Here is a 20,799-nt window from a genome sequence, read left to right on the forward strand (position 1 = left end):
GGGGCAGCTCCCCACCCCTGGGCTCGGTCACCTCCACCCCCTGCCTCGGCAGGGGTACCTGCGTCGAGACGCCGTTGAGCTGCCTGCTGCCACACTGTGGGCAGTGGCGGTGGACAGCCGCCTCCGAACACGAGGACAGAGATGGGACTGTTCCGGCGACGACGGTCGGACGACGCGTGCGAACTCGCTGGGTCCAGCCGGAAGAAGCACCCGAAGAAGGTGTCTCTCATGGCCAGGTGGGACTTCGACGTGCGCGACCCGGACAAGGTCATCGCCACCGCCATCGCCCGGCTCGTGGCGAAGGGCTACGAGCCCGATGACGCCGCCGACCACGTCAAGGATGTCGAGCAGGCTCTCCTCATGCTGCACGAACTCGACGGCTGGGAGCCCGAGTACGAGGCCATCGGCCTGGAGTTCGCCGGGTCGGTCGCGAGCGGCCGGGCGATCAAGAAGACCATCGAGGACGGCGACGACGAGGACTTCTGAGCGCTCGGCCGCTCACAGGTGCTGGTTGACCTCCACGCAGTTCATCGACGGGTCCAGGAAGTAGATCTGGCGGTAGTCGCGCAGGGCCCAGTTGCCCGGGTCGGCGAAGTACAGGCCGCGGGCGCGCAGGCGCTCCTTGACCGCGTCCAGGTCGTCCACCTCGATCGCCACGTGCCCGTTGATGGTCGGGTTCACGTGCATCCCGTTGCGCTGGGCGAAGTTCGGGTCCGGCTTGGCCAGGTGCAGCTGGGCCGAGCCCTCGGTCTCGAACCAGCCGATCTTGCGGCCGGGGTCGTAGTCCGAGCGGAACGGGGGCATGCTCGGGGTCATGCCCAGGACGTGCTCGTAGAACTCTGCCGAGGCCTCGACGTCGTGGGCGGGGATGTTCATGTGGTGCATGCGCCAAGTCATGGGGCTCCTTTGTCAGACGTGGGCGGACCAGCGGGACATCCGCCGTTCCGCGGTGCGCAGCAGGACGTCGAGCAGGCCCGCCACCACGATCGTCACGGTGATCGAGGCGTACACGCCCGCGGAACGGAAGGTGTTGGTGGAGGAGGAGGCCAGGTAGCCGATGCCGGTCGCGCCGCCGACGAACTCCGAGACGATCGCCGCGCTCAGCGCCAGGCCGATGCTCATCCGCAGCGAGCTGAGCACCCAGACGCCGATCGCGGGCAGCCGCACGGTGCGCCAGGTCTGCCGGCCGGAGGCGCCGAGAGCGCGCGCCCACATCAGGTTCCCCTCGTCCACAGCGGACAGACCACCGTAGGCGGCGAAGAAGTTGACGAACATGACGACGAGCACGACCAGCGCGATGTTGGAGGCGATGCCGAAGCCGAACCACGCCACCAACAGCGGCGCGAACGCGATCCTCGGCATGGCGTTGATCATCGTCAGGAACGGGATGAAGATCCCGCCCAGCCGCGGCGACGCGGTGAACAGCACCGCCAGCCCGACCCCGACCGCCAGGCCGATGAAGTAGCCGAGGAAGGCGTTCATCAGCGTGAAGGACGCGTGCTCCAGGATCGTGCCGTTGCCCAGCCAGCGGGTCAGCTGATCCCACACCGCGCTGGGCGAGGAGAACAGGAACCGCGGGATGGAACCGTTGTCCGACAGCGCCTGCCACACGAACAGCGGCACCACCACGACCAGCGCCCGGCACACCCACACCAGTCCGGTGACGGCGGCGGTCCTGCGCCGCTGCCCGCCCAGCCCCTCGACCTCGAACTCGGCGGCGCGCCCGCGCGAGGCGACCATCAGGCCAGCTTCCACTGCGAGTACCTCCTTTCGACCCCGACCAGGAGCCGGTCGACCAGCGCGGCGATCAGCCCGAGGGTGATCAGCGCGCCGAGCAGCCGCTCCGGCTCGGCCAGCTCGCCGGCGAGCCGGATGTTCCAGCCGACGCCCTGGTTGGACCCGACGAACTCGCCCACGACCACGCCCAGCAGCGCGAAGGCGATGCCGACCCGCAGTGTCGAGATGGTCCACGCCACCAGCGCCGGCACGTAGAGCGAGGTGGCCATCTGCGGCGTGGACGCGCCCATCGCCCTGGTGTTGTCGATCAGCACCTGGTTGACGCTGCGCAGGCCGCCGGAGAAGTTGAAGTACGAGGCGAAGAACACCAGCAGCCCGGCGGTGGCGATCTTCGACTCAAGGCCGAGACCGAACACCAGGACCAGCAGCGGCGCCAGCACGATCTTCGGGATGCCGTTGACCAGGGCCATGAACGGGTTGAACACCCGGCCGAGGAACGGCACGAAGAAGAACAGCACCGCGATCGTGGAGCCCAGGGCGATGCCGACCAGGTAGCCCATCGCCGCCGCGGACAGGGTGAAGCCAAGGTGCGGCAGGCTCTCCCCGGTGGAGTGCCACTCCCACATCCAGGCCAGCACCTGCCCCGGCTCCGCGAACGACCGGCGGGACAGCCACCCGGCCTGCACGCCCACGTGCCACACGGCGAGGAAGGCGGCGAAGACCACCAGCTGCCACGGCCACGACCGGGGCGCCTTGGCCACGGTGGGCTCGTCGGTGGACGGCCCCCCTGGCTCGCCGGGGGATGCGTTGCGCTCGGCCGTTCGCGTCACCACGGCGGCCTACCGGTGCTTGTTGTCGGCGAAGGCGGCCACGTCGATCTCCGCGCCCGGGTCGATCAGCTCGCCCGCCTTGCTGACGGTCACCACCCGCTCCAGCGCCGTCGCGTCGACCTCGCCGCTGGGGGAGTAGCCGGGCAGCACCCGCTTGAGCAGCGCCAGGGTGGCGTCCTTGCGCAGCTCCTCGGGCAGCATCGCCATCACCGCGGCGGGGTCGTCGATGTTGGCCTGGATGGCCTCCATCGCCCTGGTGTGCGCCTTGACCACCGCGGTGGCCACCGTCGGGTTGGCCTGGACGTACTCCGGCAGGGCGAACAGCCCGGCCGTGGCGTACGTGCCGCCGTAGTACTTCTCGGTGGTGGCCGGGTCGAAGAAGTCCAGGACCATGTTCACCGTGCCGTCGGCGATCAGGCCCTCGGCGACGGTGCCCAGCCAGTAGTAGTCCGCCAGCTGCTGCTCGACCGCCGCGGCCGAGCTGGCCACGTGCCCGATCGGCACGAACTCGACGTCGCTCGGGCTGTAGCCCCACTTGACCAGCGCCGCCAGCGCCGTCAGGTGGGCGGTGGAGCCGAAGCCGGGGATGCCCCACTTGCGGCCTTCCACGATCTGCTTCGGGTCGGCGTCGGTGTCCGGCAGGCCCGGGGTCGCGGTCAGGAACACCATGTCGGTGGTGAGGAACTGCGAGACCTGCACGATCTCGCCGCCCTCGGCGACCGCGGCCAGCCCGGCCGAGGAGACGCTGGTGATGAAGTCGGCCTGTTCGGTCGCCAGCGCCTGCACGGCGGCGACGGAGCCCTCCAGGTCGATGTAGGCGGGGGAACTGCCGATGGCCTTGAGCTCCTCGTCGAGGAAGCCCTCCTGCTGGGCCACGTAGGTCGCGGCGTAGGCGATCACGCCCGCGCCGCCGATGCCGATGGTGACCTTCTCGGGGACGGGGGCCGGGCCGCCGCCCGCGGTGTCACCGCCGCCGCAGGCCGCGGTGGCGGTGAGCGCGGCGACCGCGCCGATGGCCAGGACTTTCCTGAGTTGCGAAGGTGATGTCCACATCGTTGTGTCTGCTCCTCATGCGGGTGAGTGGCTGTGGTCCGGGGCGGCGGGCCGGTCGGCCGCTCGCGCCTCGGGGGCGGCTCCCCCCGCGGAGCCGGATTCCGCCTCGTAGGCGGTCATGACCTCGGTGCGCAGGTCGTTCCACAAGGTCTCGTACTGAGCCTGGAAGCCGCTGTCGAATCGGATCTCGGTGAGCTGCCGCGGGCGCGGCAGGTCGACCTCGTAGTCGGACTTGATCCGGCCCGGCCCCGCGGTGAAGACCACCACGCGGTCGGACAGGCCGAGCGCCTCTTCGAGGTCGTGGGTCACGAACAGCACGGTCGGCCTGGTCTCCTGCCAGATGTCGAGCAGCTCGTTCTCCATCAGGTTTCGGGTCTGCACGTCCAGCGCGCTGAACGGCTCGTCCATGAGCAGGACCCGCGGCTCGTAGCAGAAGACGGTGGCCAGGGCGACGCGCTTGCGCATGCCGCCGGAGAGCTGGTGGGGGTAGTGGTCCTCGTACCCGGCCAGCTTCACCCGACCGACCCAGTCCCGGGCGCGGGCCTCGGCCTCCTTGCGGCGCACACCGCGGTACTGCAGCGGCAGCATCACGTTGGACAGCACGGAGCGCCAGGGCAGCAGCGCGTCCCGCTGGAACAGGTAGCCGACACCCCTGTCCACACCGGACACCGGCAGGCCGTCGATGCTGACCTGCCCCGCCGACGGCGTGCGCAGGCCGGCGATCGCGTTGAGCAGGGTGGACTTGCCGCAGCCGGACGGTCCGACGACGGACACGAACTGCCCGGCCGGGATGTCCAGGCTGACGTCGCGGGTCGCCCAGCGGGCGGTCCCGCCGCTGCGGAACCACTGGGAGAACCCGGACAGCGCCACGTGCGCGCCGGACGCACTCGTCGAAGCCATGCGGTCAACCACCTCTCCGTCTGTCAGGCGACGGTGATACTTTTTATGCCTCAAGATCAACCGATGGTCGGATGATCAATAGTGGTGCGCGGGGGGTCAGCCCCGCCGGGTCAGCCAGTGCTCGATGGCGCCGCGGGCGCACGCGAGGTCCTGCTCCGCCGACGCCCCGCTGACGCCGATCGCGCCGAGCAGCTCGCCGTCGCGGACGACGGGGCAGCCGCCGTCGATGAACAGCAGGCGCCCGTCGGCCTGCGTGATGTGGATGGCCCGCTCGACCGAGGCCAGCGCCTGGCCCATGGCCCCGGACTCGCGGCCGAAGTTGGCCGAGGTCAGCGCCTTGGACTTCGCGATGGCGTAGGCCGACGGATAGGCGTCGCTCTGCCGCTGGGCGGCGAGCAGCTGTCCCGCGTCGTCCACGACGACCGCGGCCACCCGCAGCCCGTCGGCCTTGGCCAGCTCGATCGCCGCGGCGGCCAGGGTGGCCGCGTCCCGGTCGTCCAGTCCGCCCGTGCGGCGGCGTGCCGGTGCGCTCATGTCATCCCGCTTCCCGTGAAGCGGCTTCGATGCGCTCCACCATCTGCTCGCCCGCGTGCCGGATGTGGTGCTCGGCGAGGAACCGCGCGCCCGCGGCGTCGCCGCGGCCGATCGCGTTGATCAGGTCCTGGTGCTCCCGCTGGCTGATCTCCACCTGCTCGGGGATCAGCGTGAAGTAGGTGGCGGGCATGGTGGAGGAGAGCTGGCCGATCAGCGCGATGAGCCGGTCGGAGCCGCAGGCGCGGTTGATCTCGCGGTGCAGCCGCCAGTTCACCTTGATCAGCTGCTCGTCGGTGGAGTCGGGGCCCACCTCGGCGTGCACGGCGTTGAGCCGGGCGATCAGGTCCGGGGTGGCCCGCATCGTGGCCCACTCCGCCGCCAGGCCGGACAGGCCGCCGAAGACGTTGAAGTTGTCCCGCACGGTCTCGATCGACATGCCGGTCACCCGGGCGCCGCGCCGGGGGATGATCTCCACCAGCCCCTGGTGCGACAGCTCGATGAGCGCCTCGCGCACCGGGGTGCGGCTGCTGCCGAACTCCGCGGCCAGCTCGTCGATCTCGATCTTGCTGTTGTTGGGCAGCACCCCGCTGAGGATGCGGTCGCGCACCTGCTGGGCGATGCGGTCCCGCAGGGTCGCCGCGAACGGGCTCCGTGTCGACGCCATGACCTCTCCTCGCACTGTCCTTCGCCGTGGTCCACCTGAAACCGGCGTGATCTTGCCGCTGGTCGGGGGCATGTTAGTCCTTCACCGCATCGCGGACCTCCACTCCGAGAGCGCGGACGTCGTCGAGTTGCGGCACGCGCCGCACGGCGTCGAACAGCCGCTGGGCGCCCGCCCGGGTCAGGTGCGGGGCGCCGTGCGCGGCGCAGTCCCACCACTTGGCTTCCTGCTGCTCGGCCGAGAGCGGGTTCTCTGGATGCCCCAACCCGCGCTCGGCCGAGCCCTCCGCGACCCGGCCGTCGGCGAACTCGACCCGGACGCGGCCGGGTTCGATGGTGCCGAGGCGGTCGTGCGCGGGGTCCAGCTCCCAGGCCACCCGTCCGGCCGCGGCGCGCACCGCGGGGTCCTCACGGCCCTCGGTCTCGAAGGCGCGCAGCGGCACCGCGCGGTGCACCGTCGCCGCGGCGAGCACGAACGGCAGGTGGCACAGGGCGTCGATGTGGTTGGCGGGCCAGGGCTTGCCCTCGGCGAGGCGAAGGTTGCCGTTGCCGACGAACGCGGTCACCCGCGCGACCTCGGCGTCGGCGAACTCGGGCCGGGTGAGCACGTCGAGGTAGGCGGTGATGGTGGCGTGGGTGTGCCTGCACGACGGCCACGGCTTCAGCGAGACCTCTTCGCCGGTGTAGCGCGCGCCGAGCCCGTCGAGCAGGTGCTCGGGGCGGTACCTGCCCTGGAAGTAGGCGCCGAAGAGCCCGTAGGGCCCGTCGAAGACGCGGTCGTCGCCGCGCATGCCCGCCTGCGCCAGCCGGGCGGCGGCGACGGCGTCCTTGTAGGCCAGTCCGTCGCGCATCGAGCGGACCATCGAACGGTGCCCGGTGACCGACTCCAGGGTGCCCGCCGCCTGCGGCAGCGCGATGCCGAGCGCGGCGTGCATCTGCTCGGCGTCGAGGCCCAGCACCACACCCGCCGCGGCGGTCGCGCCGAAGATCCCGACGACCGGGGCGCGCACCCACGGGAAGTCCCACAGGCCGCCGTCGATGGCGCCCGCGAGCCTGCACGACAGGTCGTTGCCCGCCACCACGGCCTTGACCAGCAGCTCGCCGCTGACCCCGCCCTCGGCCTCGGCGACCGCCAGCGCCGCGGTCAGCGACGCGCTCGTCGGGTGGCAGACGGCGGTGTCGTGGGTGTCGTCGAAGTCGTACTGGTGCACCATCGACGCGTTGGCGAAGGCCGCGGCGTAGTCGCTGGTCATGAGGTCGGTGCCCCACACGGTCGCCTGCTCCGCGCCGCCCCAGGCCCGCACCACCGACAGCACCTTCTGCATCACCGGCGTGTCGCAGCCCGCGGTGAGCACCGAGAAGGTGTCGAGCATCCCGGTGCGCGCGGCCGCGATCGCCGAGTCCGGCAAGGTGGCCCCGCGCACCGAGGCGAGGTGCTCGGCGATCGCGATCGCGGTGTTCTGGGCGTCATCGGTCTTGCCGGTCATGCGTGCGCTCCCCACGTCGCCGCCCTGGCCAGCACCCGGCGGGCGCTGCGCAGGTGCGGTTGGTCCACCATCGAATCGGCCACTCGGTAGGCCCCGCCGTCGGTGCCGCCGAACGCGGCGACCACTGCCTCGGCACGGGCCACTTCCGCATCGGTCGGCAGGAAAGCGGCGTTGACGCCGTCCACATGCGACGGGTGGATGACCTGCTTCCCGCTGAACCCCAGCCTGCTCGCCCTGCGTGAGTCCCGGGCGACCGCGTCGAGGTCGCCGATGCCCAGGCACGGCGTGTCCACCGCGGCGATCCCGGCCGCGGCGCAGTGGACGAGGAACAGCGCGCGCACGACCCGGAACGGGTCCAGCAGGCCGTCCTCGTCGCTGACGACGGCGGTGCCGAGGTCGGCGTGCAGGTCCTCGGTGCCCCAGAACGCGGTCGTGATCTTCGGTGACGCGCTCAGCGTGGACGGCATCGCCAGCACTCCCGCCGCGGTCTCGGTGACGATCGGCGCGACGCGCAGGCCCACCGCCCGCTCGGCGGCGGCGGCCACCCGCGCGGCGGTGTCCGCCTTCGGGACCACCACCCCGACGGCGCGGGTGCCGACCACGACGGCGATGTCGTCGGCCCACCCGGTGCCGTCCTCGACGGCGTTGATCCGCACCCAGTACTCCGCCGAGGCGGGCGCGGGCCGCGCCAGCTCGGCGGCGACGACATCGCGCGCGGCCTGCTTGCGGTCGGCCGGGGTGCCGTCTTCCATGTCCAGGATGATCGCGTCGGCGGTGAGCCCGCGCGCCTTCTCCACCTTGCGGGAGTCGTGCGCGGGGACGTACAGCCAGGAGCGCGGCGCCTGCCGGGGGGTCATGACGCCGCCTCGGAGGTGGCCGGGGCGCGCATCATCATGCCCGCGCGGCGGCAGGTGATCACCAGGTCGCCGCGCTGGTTGCGGGCCCGGTGCTCGAACTCCACGACCCCCCGGTCGGACTTGCTGCGCGAGGCCCGCGCCCCCACGACCTCGGTCTCTGCGGTCAGCGTGTCCCCGGCGAACACCGGGGCGTGGTAGGTGATCGAGGAGAAGCCCAGGTTGCCCAGCGTCGTGCCGAGCGTGGTGTCGTGGACGGTCAGGCCCATCATCAGCGCGAGGGTGAACATCCCGTTCACCACCGGCCTGCCGTGCTCGGTGCCGCGGGCGAACTCGACGTCGAGGTGCAGCGGCTGCGGGTTCATCGTCATCGTGGAGAAGATGACGTTGTCGGCCTCGGTCACGGTCCTGGACGGGACGTGCACGTAGACATCGCCGACGGCGAACTGCTCGAAGTACCTACCTGGCACCGTCCACACCCGCCTTCTGCGATCCGTTGCGGCGCAGGAATCCGTCGAGGGCCTCGCGCTGGTCCCGGGTGCCGAACAGGTAGGACTGCCCCAGCAGCTCGCTGAGCAGGACCTCCTCCATGGACTGCTCCGTCGAGCGGTTGAGCACCATCTTCGTGAGCGCCATCGTGTGCCGGGGCTTGGCCGCGAGCCTGCCCGCCAGCTCCAGCGCCGCGGGCAGCAGCTCCTCGTGCGGCACCACCCGGTTGACCAGGCCAAGCTCGGCCATCTCCTCGGCGCTGAGCAGATCGCCGAGCAGGCACAGCTCCTTGGCCCGGCGCAGGCCCACGATCCTGGGCAGCGTGTAGAGCCCGCCGAGGTCGGGCATCAGCCCCACCTTGGCGAAGGTCTCGCCGAAGCGCGCCCGGTCCGAGGCGATGGCGAGGTCGGTGGCCAGCACGAGGTTCGCCCCGCCGCCCGCCGCCGTGCCGTTGACCGCGGCCACCGTCGGCTGGGGCAGGTGCCAGAGCCGCTGGAACCAGTGGTGGCTGCGACCGCGCATGAGGTCGTGCATCTGCTCGGCCGCGGTGCCGTCGAAGTCGTTGACGTCCCCGCCCGCGCAGAACGCCGTGCCCGCGCCGGTGATGACGACCGCGCGCACGTCGTCGACCCGGGTGCGCAGGTGCTCGAAGCAGTGGCCCAGCTCGTCGCGCATGGTCATGTTCATGACGTTGAGCCGGTCGGGCCGGTTCAGCGTGAGGACCGCGACCGCGTCGGCGACGGTCAGATCCAGCGTCTGGTAGCTCATGAGCCCTCCCGGACAGCGGAGCGCTGGACCTTGCCGGTGGTCGTCCTGGGCAGCGCGTCCCGGAACTCCACGATCCTCGGCACCTCGTAGGTGGCCAGCCGCGCGCGGACCCGGCCGCGCAGCTCGTCGGCCAGCGCGTCGGAGCCGGCCACCCCCGGGGCGGGCACGACCAGCGCGCACACCACCTGCCCGCGTTCGGCGTCCGGCCTGCCGACGACGGCGACCTCCGACACCCGCGCGTCCCCGGCGATGCAGTGCTCGATCTCCGTGGGGCCGATGCGGTAGCCGCTGCTGATGATCAGGTCGTCGGCGCGGGCGACGAACCAGTAGTAGCCCTCGGCGTCGCGCTTGCCGAGGTCCCCGGTGCGCAGCCAGCCGTCGCGCACCTTCGCCGCGGTGTCGGCGGGCTTGCCCCAGTAGCCGAGCATCACCGCGGGGCCGTCGGCGCGCACCGCGATCTCGCCCAGCTCGTCCGGACCGCACTCGCGGCCGGTCTCCTGGTCGATGACGGCGATCTCGCTGCCCGGGTAGGGCAGGCCCAGCGCGCCCGGCCGCTGCGGGGCGATCCCCTGGGAGTTGCCGATCACGCAGGAGGCCTCGGTCTGGCCGAACACCACGTTCGGCGCCGCGCCCAGCTCCCGGGTCGACCACGCCACGATGTCGTCGTCAACTGGCTCGCCACCGGTCATGATGCTGCGCAACCGGGCGCTTCTGCCCGAGCGGCGCAGCAGGCGCAGCGCGGTCGCGGGCAGGAAGGCGTTGCGCACGCCGTGCTCGGCGAGCAGGTCGAAGGTCTCGTCCGGGTCGAACTTGCGGGCCCGGTGCGCCAGGACCGGCACGCCCGCGTGCCAGGCCGAGAGCAGGCAGTCGATGAGTCCGCCCGCCCACGCCCAGTCCGCCGGGCTCCACAGGAGATCGCCGTCCTGCGGGAAGCCGTCGTGCGCCAGGGAGATCGGGGCGGCGTGCGCGGCGACGACGCGGTGCGCGTGCACCACGCCCTTCGGCGCGCCGGTGGTGCCGGAGGTGTAGACGATGACGGCGGGCGTGTCCTTGGTGAGGCGCACCGCGGGCAGCTCCACCGGGCCGCTGTCGATCAGCGCGGCGTACTCCGGCGTGCCGGTCAGCGCCCAGTGCACCGAGTCGGCGACCGAGCTTCCCGCGATGACCTCGTACCAGTGCTCCGCCGAGGTGATCCCCACCGCCGCGGCGCTGTCGGAGAGCCGCTGCTCGATCGCCTCCTCGCGGTGCATCAGGCTGATCGGCACCGCGATCGCGCCCAGCCGGTAGACCGCGATGTGCGCGACGGCGGCGGCGGCGCTCTGCGGCAGCGCGATCGCCACCCGGTCGCCGGGGCCGACCCCGCGCCGCGACAGCGCCGTCGCCAGGCGCAGCGAGGCGTCGCGCACCTCGGCGAAGGTCCACCAGCGGCCGTCGGCCAGGTCCAGCAGCGCGCGGCGGGCCGGGTCGGTGGCCCAGCGGTCGCAGGCCGCGTGCGCGATGGCGTAGTCGTCGGGGATCTCCACCCGCGCGGGCCAGCCGAGCACGCCCGGCCTCTCAGATGACTCGATCACGGCCACTCCAGTAGTGAGCGCGCAGCTCGCGCTTGAGAACCTTGCCGTAGGGGCTCTTGGGCAGCTGGGAAACCCAGTCCAGCGCCCTGGGCACCTTGTAGCCGGACAACCGCTCGCGGCACAGCGCGATGACCTCCTCGCCGAGACGGTCGCGGTCCGCGCCGTCCTCGGCGCCGACGACGGCGACGACCCGCTCACCCCACTCCGGGTCGGGCGCGCCGATCACCGCGACCTCGCGCACCAGCGGGTGCAGCAGGATCGCCTCCTCCACCTCGCGCGGGTAGATGTTCGCCCCGCCGCTGATGATCACGTCCTTGTTCCGGTCCAGCAGTCGGATCACGCCGTCGGCCTCGATCCGGCCGACGTCGCCGGTGCGCAGCCAGCCGTCGATGAGCGCCGCGGCGCTCGCCTCCGGCGCGTTCCAGTACCCGGCGGTCACCACCGCGCCGCGCACCGCGATCTCGCCGTCGCCGCGCGGGCGGACCTCGCCGTCCTCGCCCACGACGCCGACCTCGACGCTGGTGTACGGCCTGCCGACGGTCCCCAGCAGGTCCGGCGTGTGCTCGTGCCTGCGCAGGGTGGCAATGGTGACGGGAGCCTCGGCCTGCCCGTAGATCTGGGTGAACACCGGCCCCAGGACGCTGAGCGCCCTGGTCATGTCCGTCGGGTAGCTGGGCGCGCCGCCGTAGACCACGTTCACCAGCGACGCGGTGTCCCTCGGCCGGTCCTCCTGCGCGCGCACCAGCCGGTTGACCATGGTCGGGGCCAGGAAGGCGATGTCGCTGACCCGGTGCTCCTGCACCAGTCCCAGCACCTCGTGCGGGTCGTAGCTGCGCGATGAGGTGATCAGCTGGCCCGCGCCGCGCGCCACGGCGGGCAGCGCGTACAGGCCGGAGCCGTGGGTCAGCGGCGCGGCGTGCAGCACCAGGTCCGCCGGGCAGAGGGGGCGGATGTCGGCCAGGTAGGCCATCGTCATCGCCATCAGGTTGCCGTGGCTGAGGATCGCGCCCTTGGGCCTGCCGGTCGTGCCCGAGGTGTAGAACAGCCAGGCGGGGTCGTCGGCGGACACCGGGTTCGCTTCCCCGGCGGGGGCATCGTGGCCGCCGGGCAGGAGCACGTTCGGCAGGCCGCGGACGTGGTCGGTGTACTCGGCGGTGACCAGCCATGCGCGGGCGGCGGAGTCCTCGGCGACGACGCCCACCTCCACCGGCGTGCTGCGCGCGTTCACCGGCACAGCGGCGAAACCGCCGTGGAAGCACGCGTACAGCGACTCCAGCAGCGCGGACCCGTTGCGCTGCAGGATGCCCACGCGGTCACCGGGCTCCAGGCCGAGTGCCGAGAGCGCCCCGGCGAGCCGGGCGACGCGCTCGGACAGACCCGCGTAGGTCAGGGAGTGCTCGCCCTGGGCGACGGCGAGGCGGTCCCCGGCGTCGCGGGCGTGGCGGTGCAGCGGCGCGGCGAGGTTCACGGGAGCCTCCCGCGGAGCACGACGACCACGCACGCGTTGCCGTCGATGCCGGTGACGCCGCCGCCCATCGTCTCGACCACCCCGACCCGCGCGTCGGCGACCTGGCGGTCCTCGGCCTCGCCGCGCAGCTGCAGGACGACCTCGTGCACCTGGGCCAGGCCGGTCGCGCCCAGCGGGTGGCCCCGGCCGAGCAGGCCGCCGGACGGGTTGACCACCACGTCGCCGCCGAGCGCGGTCGAGCCGTCGCGCACCAGCCGGTAGCCCTTGCCCGGCTCGGCCAGGCCGAGGGTCTCGTAGGCGACGACCTCGCCGATGGTGAAGGCGTCGTGGCACTCGACCACCTGCACCTCGGCCGGGGTGATCCCGGCCTGCTTGTAGGCCGCGTCCGCGGTGTCGACCACGATGTCGAACCCCCAGACGTGCGGCGAGCGGTCGTCCCACTCCGCGCCGGAGCGCAGGGCGATCCCGGCGATCTCGACGTCCCGGTCGCGGCCCCTCGGCGGCCCGACGACGGCCGCGGCGGCTCCGTCGGAGACCGGTGAGCACTGGTGCAGCGTGAACGGGTCGGAGATCATCCGGCTGCTGAGGACGTCCTCGGCGGTGAGCGTCGCGCCGAACTCGGCGTAGCGGTTGAGCAGGGCGTTGCCCCGGTTCTTCACCGCCACCGCGGCGAGGTCCCCGACGGTCAGGCCGGTGCGCTCCAGGTAGCGGGTGGCGGCCATCGCGTACATCGAGGGCAGCAGCAGCCCGGCGCGGCCGTGCGGGTCGCGCGGCTCGGGGGCCAGCGGGCCCTTCGGCATCCGGGACATGTGCTCGACACCGATCGCCAGCACCCGCCCGTAGCGGCCGGTGGACACCGCGGCGGCGGCCTCGTGCAGCGCGGTGGTCGCGCTGGCGCAGGCGTTCTCCACCCGGACGACGGGCACCCCGTGCAGGCCGAGGCGGTGGGTCGCGCGCTGGGCGGCCCCCATCTCGCCGAACACGGTGCCGACGTAGACCGCGTCGACGCCCGCGACGTCGGCGTCGGCCAGCGCGTCGTGCGCGGCCTGCGCGGCGAGGTCGGCGACCTCGGCGTCGGGGGAGCGGCCGAACCAGGTCGTCCCGGTTCCGTATATCTGCGCGGTCACCGCTGCACCTCCGCGAGCAGGTCGCCGTCGGCCGTCTCCCCGGTGACCGCCGCCCGCGCGCCGACCGCGACGGGTCCGGCAAGGCGCACGAGCAGCCTTCCGCCGTCATCGAGGTCGAGGTAGGCCACCGGGACACCGCTGTCCGGCCCGACGCGGGGTGTGGTCCACGACCACAGGGTTCCCCGCGGGCTCAGCGAAGTGGGCCGCGGAGCGCCGCCGCACCGGCCGCAGCGGAGCACGGGCTCGGTCCGGGTGGTCTGGCACCCGGCGCACCGCCAGGCCGCGATCCGGAGGCCGCCACCCGTCCGCACCACCCTCGGGCGGGGATCGGGCTCCCGTCGTTCCGACCGGCTCAGCTGCATCGACGCACCTCCGTTGCGTGAAAAATATTACGCGCCAGCGACGCAGGCAAGACTCCGAGCCGATGTCGCTTTCCGGAGTCGGCCGGTCACCAGGCATTTCGCCAGTCGGGACGGAGAGTTCGCAGGTCGCGGCCGGGTGATGCCGTTCACGGTGGGCGGTCACCAGATATACAGAATGTCAGTGGATGCTGACGGATGGAACCGGTCGACCCCTCGACGCCCGGTTCCGCCCCGTCAGGCCACGGTGACGTCGTCCAGCAGGTGGCGCTGGCCGATGACCACCACCGCCAGGTGCTCCTCGGCGGAGAGCCGCCAGCGTCGCGGCGGCGCCCGCGCGAGCCGCGCAGGAACAGCGGCGTGCAGCTGCGGCTTCCGAACGTGATCACCGTGTACAGCACTGTCGTGGACGGCGACACCAAGTGGCTGGTCATGGAGTACCTGGAGTCCCGCGGTCTCCTGGAGATCATCCGCACCGACGGACCGGTCACCCCCGAGACCGCAGCCCGCATCGGCACCCCCGCCCACCTAGGGCCCGAGGTCGCCGCGGACGAGCCTCCCGCCGCGGGCTCGGTGCTGGACCCGCGCACCGCCGACCCCACGCGCCCGTCGAGAAGGACGGGAGATGCGCACAATATGGGTCCGCGGAGGGCGGAGCTGTGCGACATGGCCCAAGCGGTGGCCGTGGGGGCGCTGGCCACGCTGCGGCAGGGCCGATCCCCCGGCGGACGGCGGAGTTCGTCGCCACCGGGGCCGAAGTGACGGCGTGGCGGGAAGAAGCACGGATCGTGGTGTACGGGAAGGGTCCGTGCAGACGATGTGCAATCAGGCGCGGACGTCGGCTTCCCTGGGGATGCCCACGCTCCCGTGAACCGGTCGCCGGGGCGTCAGCGGACGGTGGTGAGGGCCCAGCCCGCCGCGGCGCGGATGTCGTCCAGCAGTTCGGTGGTGCGGATGGCGGCGGCGCGTTTGCTGTGGTCTGAGTGGGGGTCCCGGCACGCGGTGGCGAAGTCGGCCAGTGCGGCGGTGACCTGGTCGTGGGCGGGGGCGACCAGGCCCGCGCCGTCGGTCAGGGTCAGGCGGGGTGTCCAGTCGGCGGGCGGGGTGAAGGCCCGTTCCACGCGGATGGAGCGGGACTCGCCGCGGACGGTGTACTCGTTGACGTAGTCGCCGCCGAGGTGGAAGTGGATGGTGGCGGTGACGGAGTCCGGGCAGCTGAGGGTGACGCGGCCGATGAGGTCGACGCCGTGGGCGGGGGTGGAGTACAGCTCGGCGTCGCGGACGGTGATGCCGTCGCCGAAGAGGAACTGGGCCAGGCGCAGCGGGTAGCAGCCCAGGTCGACCAGGGCGCCGCCGGCCAGGGCCGCGTCGTAGCGGATGTCGCCGTCGGGACGGGCCGGGATGCCGAACTCCGCCGACAGCGAGCGCACGCGGCCCAGCAGGCCCGCGCGCATCGCGTCGCGGACGGTGTGGTGCTGGCGGTGGTGGGGGAACATGAAGTTCTCCCGCAGCACCAGGCCGCGTTCCTCGGCGAGCCAGACCAGGGCCCGCGCGGTGTCGGCCGACGGGGTGATCGGTTTCTCCACGAGCACGTGCTTGCCCGCCAGCAGGGCGGCTTCGGTCCACTCCGCGTGCAGGGCGGGCGGCAGCGGCAGGTAGACGGCGTCGACGTCGGGGCGGTTGAGCAGGGCGGTGTAGGTCGTCGGGGCGCAGCCGAACTCGTCGGCGAACGCGGACGCCCGTCCCGGCGTGCGGCTGGCCACGGCGACCAGTTCGACGCCGGGCAGGGCGAGCAGGGCGGGGGCGACGCGGCGGCGGGCGATGTCCGCGCAGCCGAGGATGCCGAAGCGCAGGGTCATCGCAGTCCCACCAGGCACGCGACCAGGGTCCTGGCCTGGACGTTGACGTAGTGGCTGTGCGCCAGCAGCTCGGCGAGCTGGTGCGGGGCCAGCCAGCGGTAGCCCGGCGGCTCGGTGTCGGCGACACCCCGGCCGACCTCGATCACCGAGTAGCGGGTGCGGGCGTGGTGGAAGCGCCCGCCCTCCTCCGACAGCTCGGCCTCGAACCGGACGGCTCCGTCCGGCCTGCCCCTGACCACCTCCAGGAACGGCGGCAGGCTCCCGGGCGGCAGTTCGGCGTAGTTCGACGGCGTGCACTGCACCGTCGGCGCCAGCTCGACGGCGTTGAGGTAGCCGGGTTCGATGCGGGCGTTGACCAGCGCGTGCAGCACCCCGCCGAAGCGGCGCACCAGCAGCGCGGCGATCCCGATGCCGTGCGGGCGCACCAGCGGCTGCTGCCAGGCGGCGACCTCCCGCCCGCGCGCCTCGACGTCCACGCCGATGACGCTGAAGTGCAGGCCGCGGTCGTGCCGGATCTCCCAGTCGGTGCGCGACCAGCCGGTGACCGTGTTGAGCGGCACGCGCCGCGCGGACACCTCGACGCTGGAGAGCACGCCTGTCATCCAGCTGCGCACGTCGGTCGTGGTGTGCAGGCTGCCGGAGGCGGGGTCGCAGGACAGGGCCAGCGCGCAGGCGAAACCGTCGGCCGCCGAGCGCGGTCCGGCGGTGCCGAACGGGACGCAGGACAGCACGGTGCGGGCGTCCATGCTGACCAGGTTGTCGACGGCGAGCAGGTCCAGCACCTGGCCGAGGGTGAGCCAGCAGAAGCCGTCGGCGGCCTCCACGTCCGGGCCGACCTCCACGACCATGTTGCGGTTGCGCTTGCGGAAGAACCAGGCGCCCTGCTCGGACTGCAGGACGTCGGCGATGACCGAACCGGGCTCGGGATCGCGGAAGTGCTCCAGGTAGGGCACTTCCGCGCCGCCGTGCACGCGGGTGTAGTTGCTCTTGGTCGCCTGCACGGTGGGGGAGAGCTGGACGCCGTTGATGTTGCCCGGCTCCACCTTGGCCTGCATGAGGCAGTGCAGCACGCCGTCGATCTCCTTGACGGCGATGCCCAGCACCCCGATCTCGGCCTGGTTGACGATCGGCTGGGTCCAGTGCCCGACCGGGCCCTGGTCGGTGCTGACCGCCAGCCCCTCGACAGCGAAGAACTTGCCGCTGGCGTGCACGAGGTCGCCGGTGTCGTCGCGGAAGGACCAGCCGCGCAGCCCGGTCAGCGGCATGCGGGTGACGCGCTGGGTCTGCACCTGCCGCCGCCCGTGCAGCCACTCGCCGATCCTGGCGGTGGGCAGCACGGCGCTGTCCCTGGTCTGCGTGGACTCCGCGATCCGCTTGGCCAGCAGCGGGTCGGGCAGGCGCAGCTCGACGGTGTCGTGCACGGGGGCCTCCTCGGGTCAGCCTGCTGGGACGGCGAGCCGGGACTCGACCAGCGCGGCGGCGGCTCGCGCGCCACCGGCCTCGCGGGTGCGCTCGCCCATCGCGGCGACCCGCTCGCGGGTGGCGGCGTCGGCGAGCAGGTCGGCCACAGCGGTGCGCAGCCGCGGCCCGGTCGCCTCGGCCGAGGCGACCACCGTGCCGAGCCCGAGCGCCGCCACGCGCCGGGCGACGACCTTGCACTCGGGGATCTTCGGGACGACGACCATCGGCACGCCTTGGCGCAGCGCCATGGTGACGCTGCCGAGCCCGCCGGAGGTGACGAACGCGGCGGCGTGCTCCAGCACGGCCAACTGCGGTATCCAGGCGTGCGCGGAGACGTTGGGGGGCAGCGGGCCGAGGTCGTCGGCCGATGCGCCGAGGGTCATGACCACCGTCCACGGCTCGCCCGCGAACGCGTCGGCGACCTCGCGGAAGAACGCGGTTCCCCCGTTCACCGTGGTGCCCATCGAGACGACGACGAGCGGCCGCCCGTCCTCGGGGGACCACTCCCCGTTCAGATCGCCCGCGCCCAGGCACGGGCCGACGAAGGCGGTCCGGTCGTCGAAGCCGTCGGCCGCGACCTGGAACTCCTTGGGCACGTAGACGACCGCGTCATCGGCCGCCCAGTCCACAAGCGACTCTGGGGAGTGCGGGAGGCGGTGGCGCTCGGCGAACTCCGAGGCCAGCTTCCGCAGCTCCGCGCCCGCCGGGTGGCCGGGTCCCACTCCCGCCGCCGCCAGGACGACATCAACCTGCGAGTAGCGCGCATTCGACCCGAACGACGGCGTGGACTGCACCACCGGCCTGCCCCACAGGTGTCCCAGCGCGCGTCCGGCCGGGGCCACGGACATGTCGTAGAGGACGAGGTCGGGGACGTCGGCGGCGAAGTGCTCCAGCGCCTTGTCGGCCAGGTGGGAGGCCTCGATGAAGAACAGCACCCGCGACCACGCCAGCGAGTCCGCGTCCGGGTCGGCGTTGCCCATCCGGCCCGCGCCGAGCCAGTCGGCCATCTGCGTCTGGTAGACCACGGCGTCGGCGCCGATGCCCTCGACCGCCGCCACGAACTCGGCCGTGGCGAGCACGCTGACGCGCACACCGCGGCGCACCAGTTCCTCGACCACCGCCAGCACCGGCCGCATGTGCCCGTGCGCCGGTATCCCCATCACCAGCACGTGACCTGGCACAGCAGCCTCCGATCCCGCCTACGGACGCCCCGACGCTAACCGCGCGGGCACCAGGGAAATCCCCAGAACTCGGGCCGGGCCGGTCGTGGCCCGGCCCGGCCACATCACGCGGTGCCGGGATCGGCCCGCCAGACGTCGCGGTACCACTCGAAGGTGCGGCGCACGCCGTCCTCCAGGCTCACCTTGGGCGCGTAGCCCGTGCGCGAGCGCAGCTTCGTGATGTCCGGCCACCGCTTGGCCACCGACCCCGGCGGGGCGGGCTTGCGGTCCAGCTCGGGGGCGAAGCCCGCCACGGAGAGGACCAGGTCGGCCAGGTCGCCGATGTTGGTGTGCTCGACGTCGTTGCCGATGTGGACGATCTCGCCGGTCAGGTCTTCGGTCCCCATGGCCAGGACGATCCCCTCCACGGCGTCGTCGACGTAGCAGAACGCCCGGTACTGGTCGACGCCGAAGACCTCGAACGGGTCCTCGCGGCGCATCGCGCGCAGCGACAGCTCCGGGATCACGTGCGATGCGCCCATGCGCGGCCCGTACACGTTGTGGAAGCGCGCCACGACGTGCTTGACCCGCTTGGCGTTGCAGATGTGGATGACCGCCGCCTCGCCGAGGAGCTTGCTGGCCCCGTAGGCCCAGCGGGGCGCGGTGATGTCCTCGATCATCAGCGGCACGGTCTCCGGCGTCGGCACCGGGACCACGCCCGCCGACACCCCGCCCGCGTACGCCTCGCTGGTGGAGGCGAAGAACACCTTGGCCGAGCAGTCCTGCGGCAGCCAGTCGAGCATGTGCATGACCGACATCGTGTTGACCCACAGGGTGCGCGCGGGTTCGTTCTCGAAGTACCGCACGCCGACGACGGCGACCAGCTGGTAGATGTGGTCCCAGCCCTCGGCCGGGATGGCCGCGTAGGACTCCAGCCTGGTCAGGTCGGCGTCGATCACCTCGACGTCGAGCGCGGCCAGCTCCGGGTCGCGGCGGCCGCGGGAGAAGTTGTCCACCACGGTCACCTGGTGCCCGTCGGCCAGCAGCCGCCTGCACAGGTGCATCCCGATGAACCCGGCGCCGCCGAGCACGAGCGACCTCACGCGGACACCTCCGCCACGACCGGGGCGGGCACCGGCGCGGCGTAGCCGAGGCCGTAGTAGCGGATGCCGCGGGCGAGGATCTCCTGGCCGTCGAGCACCCGCCACGAGTCGTAGACCAGCCGCACGTCCGACCCGGCCAGCAGCGCGGCGACGTCCAGGCTCCGGTACTCGGGGTGGTCGGTGATGACCAGCACCGCGTCGGCCTGGGCGAACCCGGAGACCAGGGTGACCGGCTCGCCGCCGAGCGAGCGGACCACGTCCGGGCGCACCAGCGGGTCGTGGCCGAGCACGCGCAGCCCGGCCGAGGAGAACGCCGAGGCCATGACCTCGATCGGGGTGCCGCGGATGTCGTCGGTGGGCGGCGTTCCCTTGTACGCCCAGCCGAGCACCAGCAGCGTCTTCACCTCGGCTTCGCGCATCAGGTCGACGATGCGGTCGCCGACGTGCTCGGGCAGCTCCTCGTTCAGCGCGCGGGCCGCGCCGATCAGGCCCAGCGAGCGGCCGACGCCGCGGGCGCTGGACATCATGATGTAGGGGTCCTTCGACAGGCAGCCGCCGCCGACGTAACCGGGCTTGGCCAAGTCCTGCCTGGGGTAGTCGGTGTTCGTCGCGTGCAGGACCTCCAACGGGTCCAGGCCGAGCCGGTCTGTCAGCAGCGCCAGCTCGTTGCCGAAGGAGTACATGACGTCCATGTGGCAGTTGTTGGCCAGCTTGACGAACTCGGCGGTCTCCAGCGACGACACCGGCAGCAGCCGGTTGCCCATCGGCTCGAACAGCGCCAGGCCCGCGGCCAGCGACTCCTCGTCCACGCCGCCGACGACCTGCGGCAGCGACGCCAGCTCCTCCATCGCCCTGCCCTGGATGGTGCGCTCGGGGGCCATCACCAGCCGCGCCGAGCCCCACGCCGCCATCAGCGGCGGCAGGACGACCGAGCGGCACGCCCCGACCGGGACGGTGCTGCGCACGACGACGAGCGTGCCGGGGGCGCAGCGGCCTGCCACCTCCTCGGCGGCGCTCGCCAGGTTCTCCAGAACCGGCTCGTGGTCGTCGCCGACCGGGGTCGACACGCAGATGATCGCGACGTCGACGCCGTCCTTGGGGAGCTGGGCGCCGATGAAGATCCGCTTGCCCACCTCCTCGGCCAGGATGTCGTTCACCCCCGGCTCGTACAGGTGCGAACGGCCCTGGGAGAGCGTGTAGACCACGTCCGGGCTGCTGTCCGCGCCGTACACCACGAAGCCTTTGCGGGCCATCGCGGCGGCCAGGGACAGGCCGACATAGCCGAGTCCGACGATCCCGATCCGGCTCTGCTCGGGTGCTATCGACGACATGGGCGGAACCTCACTCGGAGTCGATTGCTGCTGCCACGGGTGCTCCAC

The 20,799-nt window shown here is 72.5% G+C and carries 22 protein-coding genes; 2 read left to right on the forward strand and 20 right to left on the reverse strand.

The genetic code is table 11. The features are described from left to right. Positions 1-228: 228 nt before the first annotated feature. Positions 229-486, forward strand: coding sequence for a hypothetical protein (locus ACFPM7_RS25235; RefSeq protein ID WP_378250255.1), 258 nt, complete (start codon positions 229-231; stop codon positions 484-486). Positions 487-498: 12 nt separating this feature from the next. On the opposite strand, the gene ACFPM7_RS25240 is transcribed toward ACFPM7_RS25235, so the two are convergent. From ACFPM7_RS25240 to ACFPM7_RS25310, 15 genes are all read right to left on the reverse strand, one after another. Beyond that, complete coding sequence (locus ACFPM7_RS25240) at positions 499-897, reverse strand: VOC family protein (RefSeq protein WP_378250256.1); 399 nt, start codon at positions 895-897, stop codon at positions 499-501. A 12-nt stretch (positions 898-909) separates the two neighbouring features. Next, on the reverse strand, positions 910-1,755 hold the full coding sequence (locus ACFPM7_RS25245) for an ABC transporter permease (RefSeq protein WP_378250257.1): 846 nt from the start codon (positions 1,753-1,755) through the stop codon (positions 910-912). Further along, a complete protein-coding gene (locus ACFPM7_RS25250; protein WP_378250258.1) occupies positions 1,740-2,567 on the reverse strand; it encodes an ABC transporter permease in 828 nt (275 codons plus the stop codon). The genes ACFPM7_RS25245 and ACFPM7_RS25250 overlap by 16 nt, the downstream gene beginning before the upstream one ends. A gap of 9 nt (positions 2,568-2,576) precedes the next feature. After that, on the reverse strand, positions 2,577-3,620 hold the full coding sequence (locus ACFPM7_RS25255) for an ABC transporter substrate-binding protein (RefSeq protein WP_378250259.1): 1,044 nt from the start codon (positions 3,618-3,620) through the stop codon (positions 2,577-2,579). Between the two features lie 15 nt (positions 3,621-3,635). Further along, positions 3,636-4,520 carry an ABC transporter ATP-binding protein gene (locus ACFPM7_RS25260; RefSeq protein ID WP_378250260.1) on the reverse strand — a complete coding sequence of 295 codons (885 nt, stop codon included), beginning with the start codon at positions 4,518-4,520 and terminating at the stop codon, positions 3,636-3,638. Between the two features lie 96 nt (positions 4,521-4,616). Further along, positions 4,617-5,054: a GlcG/HbpS family heme-binding protein gene (locus ACFPM7_RS25265; protein WP_378250261.1), complete on the reverse strand. Its 438-nt coding sequence runs from the start codon at positions 5,052-5,054 to the stop codon at positions 4,617-4,619. A gap of 1 nt (position 5,055) precedes the next feature. Next, positions 5,056-5,718, reverse strand: coding sequence for a GntR family transcriptional regulator (locus ACFPM7_RS25270; protein WP_378250262.1), 663 nt, complete (start codon positions 5,716-5,718; stop codon positions 5,056-5,058). A 73-nt stretch (positions 5,719-5,791) separates the two neighbouring features. After that, positions 5,792-7,201 (reverse strand): MmgE/PrpD family protein, encoded by a 1,410-nt coding sequence (locus ACFPM7_RS25275; RefSeq protein ID WP_378250263.1) that lies wholly within the window; start codon positions 7,199-7,201, stop codon positions 5,792-5,794. Beyond that, positions 7,198-8,058: an HpcH/HpaI aldolase/citrate lyase family protein gene (locus tag ACFPM7_RS25280; RefSeq protein WP_378250264.1), complete on the reverse strand. Its 861-nt coding sequence runs from the start codon at positions 8,056-8,058 to the stop codon at positions 7,198-7,200. Before ACFPM7_RS25280 ends, ACFPM7_RS25275 begins: the two co-directional genes overlap by 4 nt. Then, positions 8,055-8,525, reverse strand: coding sequence for a MaoC family dehydratase (locus tag ACFPM7_RS25285; RefSeq protein ID WP_378250265.1), 471 nt, complete (start codon positions 8,523-8,525; stop codon positions 8,055-8,057). The genes ACFPM7_RS25280 and ACFPM7_RS25285 overlap by 4 nt, the downstream gene beginning before the upstream one ends. Next, the gene (locus ACFPM7_RS25290) at positions 8,515-9,312 is read right to left on the reverse strand and encodes an enoyl-CoA hydratase/isomerase family protein (protein ID WP_378250266.1); all 798 of its coding nucleotides are present in this window, start codon (positions 9,310-9,312) and stop codon (positions 8,515-8,517) included. Before ACFPM7_RS25290 ends, ACFPM7_RS25285 begins: the two co-directional genes overlap by 11 nt. Further along, positions 9,309-10,883: an AMP-binding protein gene (locus ACFPM7_RS25295; RefSeq protein ID WP_378250267.1), complete on the reverse strand. Its 1,575-nt coding sequence runs from the start codon at positions 10,881-10,883 to the stop codon at positions 9,309-9,311. The genes ACFPM7_RS25290 and ACFPM7_RS25295 overlap by 4 nt, the downstream gene beginning before the upstream one ends. Then, positions 10,867-12,351, reverse strand: coding sequence for an AMP-binding protein (locus ACFPM7_RS25300; RefSeq protein WP_378250268.1), 1,485 nt, complete (start codon positions 12,349-12,351; stop codon positions 10,867-10,869). Before ACFPM7_RS25300 ends, ACFPM7_RS25295 begins: the two co-directional genes overlap by 17 nt. Next, entirely contained in the window at positions 12,348-13,478 is a 1,131-nt protein-coding gene (locus tag ACFPM7_RS25305) for a thiolase family protein (RefSeq protein WP_378250269.1), read from the reverse strand. The genes ACFPM7_RS25300 and ACFPM7_RS25305 overlap by 4 nt, the downstream gene beginning before the upstream one ends. Further along, positions 13,475-13,840, reverse strand: coding sequence for a Zn-ribbon domain-containing OB-fold protein (locus tag ACFPM7_RS25310; protein ID WP_378250270.1), 366 nt, complete (start codon positions 13,838-13,840; stop codon positions 13,475-13,477). The genes ACFPM7_RS25305 and ACFPM7_RS25310 overlap by 4 nt, the downstream gene beginning before the upstream one ends. Before the next feature lie 195 nt (positions 13,841-14,035). Here ACFPM7_RS25310 and ACFPM7_RS25315 point away from each other — a divergent pair, with 195 nt between their 5' ends. Beyond that, positions 14,036-14,599, forward strand: a complete 564-nt coding sequence (locus ACFPM7_RS25315; protein WP_378250271.1) for a hypothetical protein — start codon at positions 14,036-14,038, stop codon at positions 14,597-14,599. A gap of 125 nt (positions 14,600-14,724) precedes the next feature. Here ACFPM7_RS25315 and ACFPM7_RS25320 read toward each other — a convergent pair whose 3' ends face one another. The 5 genes from ACFPM7_RS25320 to ACFPM7_RS25340 form a co-directional block, all read right to left on the reverse strand. Beyond that, complete coding sequence (locus ACFPM7_RS25320; RefSeq protein WP_378250272.1) at positions 14,725-15,696, reverse strand: Gfo/Idh/MocA family protein; 972 nt, start codon at positions 15,694-15,696, stop codon at positions 14,725-14,727. Next, positions 15,693-17,117 carry an NDP-hexose 2,3-dehydratase family protein gene (locus ACFPM7_RS25325; protein ID WP_378250273.1) on the reverse strand — a complete coding sequence of 475 codons (1,425 nt, stop codon included), beginning with the start codon at positions 17,115-17,117 and terminating at the stop codon, positions 15,693-15,695. Before ACFPM7_RS25325 ends, ACFPM7_RS25320 begins: the two co-directional genes overlap by 4 nt. Before the next feature lie 15 nt (positions 17,118-17,132). Further along, entirely contained in the window at positions 17,133-18,338 is a 1,206-nt protein-coding gene (locus tag ACFPM7_RS25330; protein ID WP_378250274.1) for a macrolide family glycosyltransferase, read from the reverse strand. 104 nt (positions 18,339-18,442) lie between these two features. Then, entirely contained in the window at positions 18,443-19,420 is a 978-nt protein-coding gene (locus tag ACFPM7_RS25335; RefSeq protein ID WP_378250275.1) for an NAD-dependent epimerase/dehydratase family protein, read from the reverse strand. Then, positions 19,417-20,751 carry a nucleotide sugar dehydrogenase gene (locus ACFPM7_RS25340; protein ID WP_378250276.1) on the reverse strand — a complete coding sequence of 445 codons (1,335 nt, stop codon included), beginning with the start codon at positions 20,749-20,751 and terminating at the stop codon, positions 19,417-19,419. The genes ACFPM7_RS25335 and ACFPM7_RS25340 overlap by 4 nt, the downstream gene beginning before the upstream one ends. Positions 20,752-20,799 lie beyond the last annotated feature (48 nt).

Source organism: Actinokineospora guangxiensis, assembly GCF_042657845.1.
GTDB classification, from domain to species: domain Bacteria; phylum Actinomycetota; class Actinomycetes; order Mycobacteriales; family Pseudonocardiaceae; genus Actinokineospora; species Actinokineospora guangxiensis.

Coding starts and splice junctions, on each gene's coding strand:
- ACFPM7_RS25315 (WP_378250271.1), top strand. CDS start 14,036: ATGGAACCGGTCGACCCCTCGACGCCCGGTTCCGCCCCGTCAGGCCAC.
- ACFPM7_RS25235 (WP_378250255.1), top strand. CDS start 229: ATGGCCAGGTGGGACTTCGACGTGCGCGACCCGGACAAGGTCATCGCC.
- ACFPM7_RS25270 (WP_378250262.1), bottom strand. CDS start 5,718: ATGGCGTCGACACGGAGCCCGTTCGCGGCGACCCTGCGGGACCGCATC.
- ACFPM7_RS25320 (WP_378250272.1), bottom strand. CDS start 15,696: ATGACCCTGCGCTTCGGCATCCTCGGCTGCGCGGACATCGCCCGCCGC.
- ACFPM7_RS25290 (WP_378250266.1), bottom strand. CDS start 9,312: ATGAGCTACCAGACGCTGGATCTGACCGTCGCCGACGCGGTCGCGGTC.
- ACFPM7_RS25260 (WP_378250260.1), bottom strand. CDS start 4,520: ATGGCTTCGACGAGTGCGTCCGGCGCGCACGTGGCGCTGTCCGGGTTC.
- ACFPM7_RS25280 (WP_378250264.1), bottom strand. CDS start 8,058: ATGACCCCCCGGCAGGCGCCGCGCTCCTGGCTGTACGTCCCCGCGCAC.
- ACFPM7_RS25255 (WP_378250259.1), bottom strand. CDS start 3,620: ATGTGGACATCACCTTCGCAACTCAGGAAAGTCCTGGCCATCGGCGCG.
- ACFPM7_RS25275 (WP_378250263.1), bottom strand. CDS start 7,201: ATGACCGGCAAGACCGATGACGCCCAGAACACCGCGATCGCGATCGCC.
- ACFPM7_RS25340 (WP_378250276.1), bottom strand. CDS start 20,751: ATGTCGTCGATAGCACCCGAGCAGAGCCGGATCGGGATCGTCGGACTC.
- ACFPM7_RS25240 (WP_378250256.1), bottom strand. CDS start 897: ATGACTTGGCGCATGCACCACATGAACATCCCCGCCCACGACGTCGAG.
- ACFPM7_RS25265 (WP_378250261.1), bottom strand. CDS start 5,054: ATGAGCGCACCGGCACGCCGCCGCACGGGCGGACTGGACGACCGGGAC.
- ACFPM7_RS25310 (WP_378250270.1), bottom strand. CDS start 13,840: ATGCAGCTGAGCCGGTCGGAACGACGGGAGCCCGATCCCCGCCCGAGG.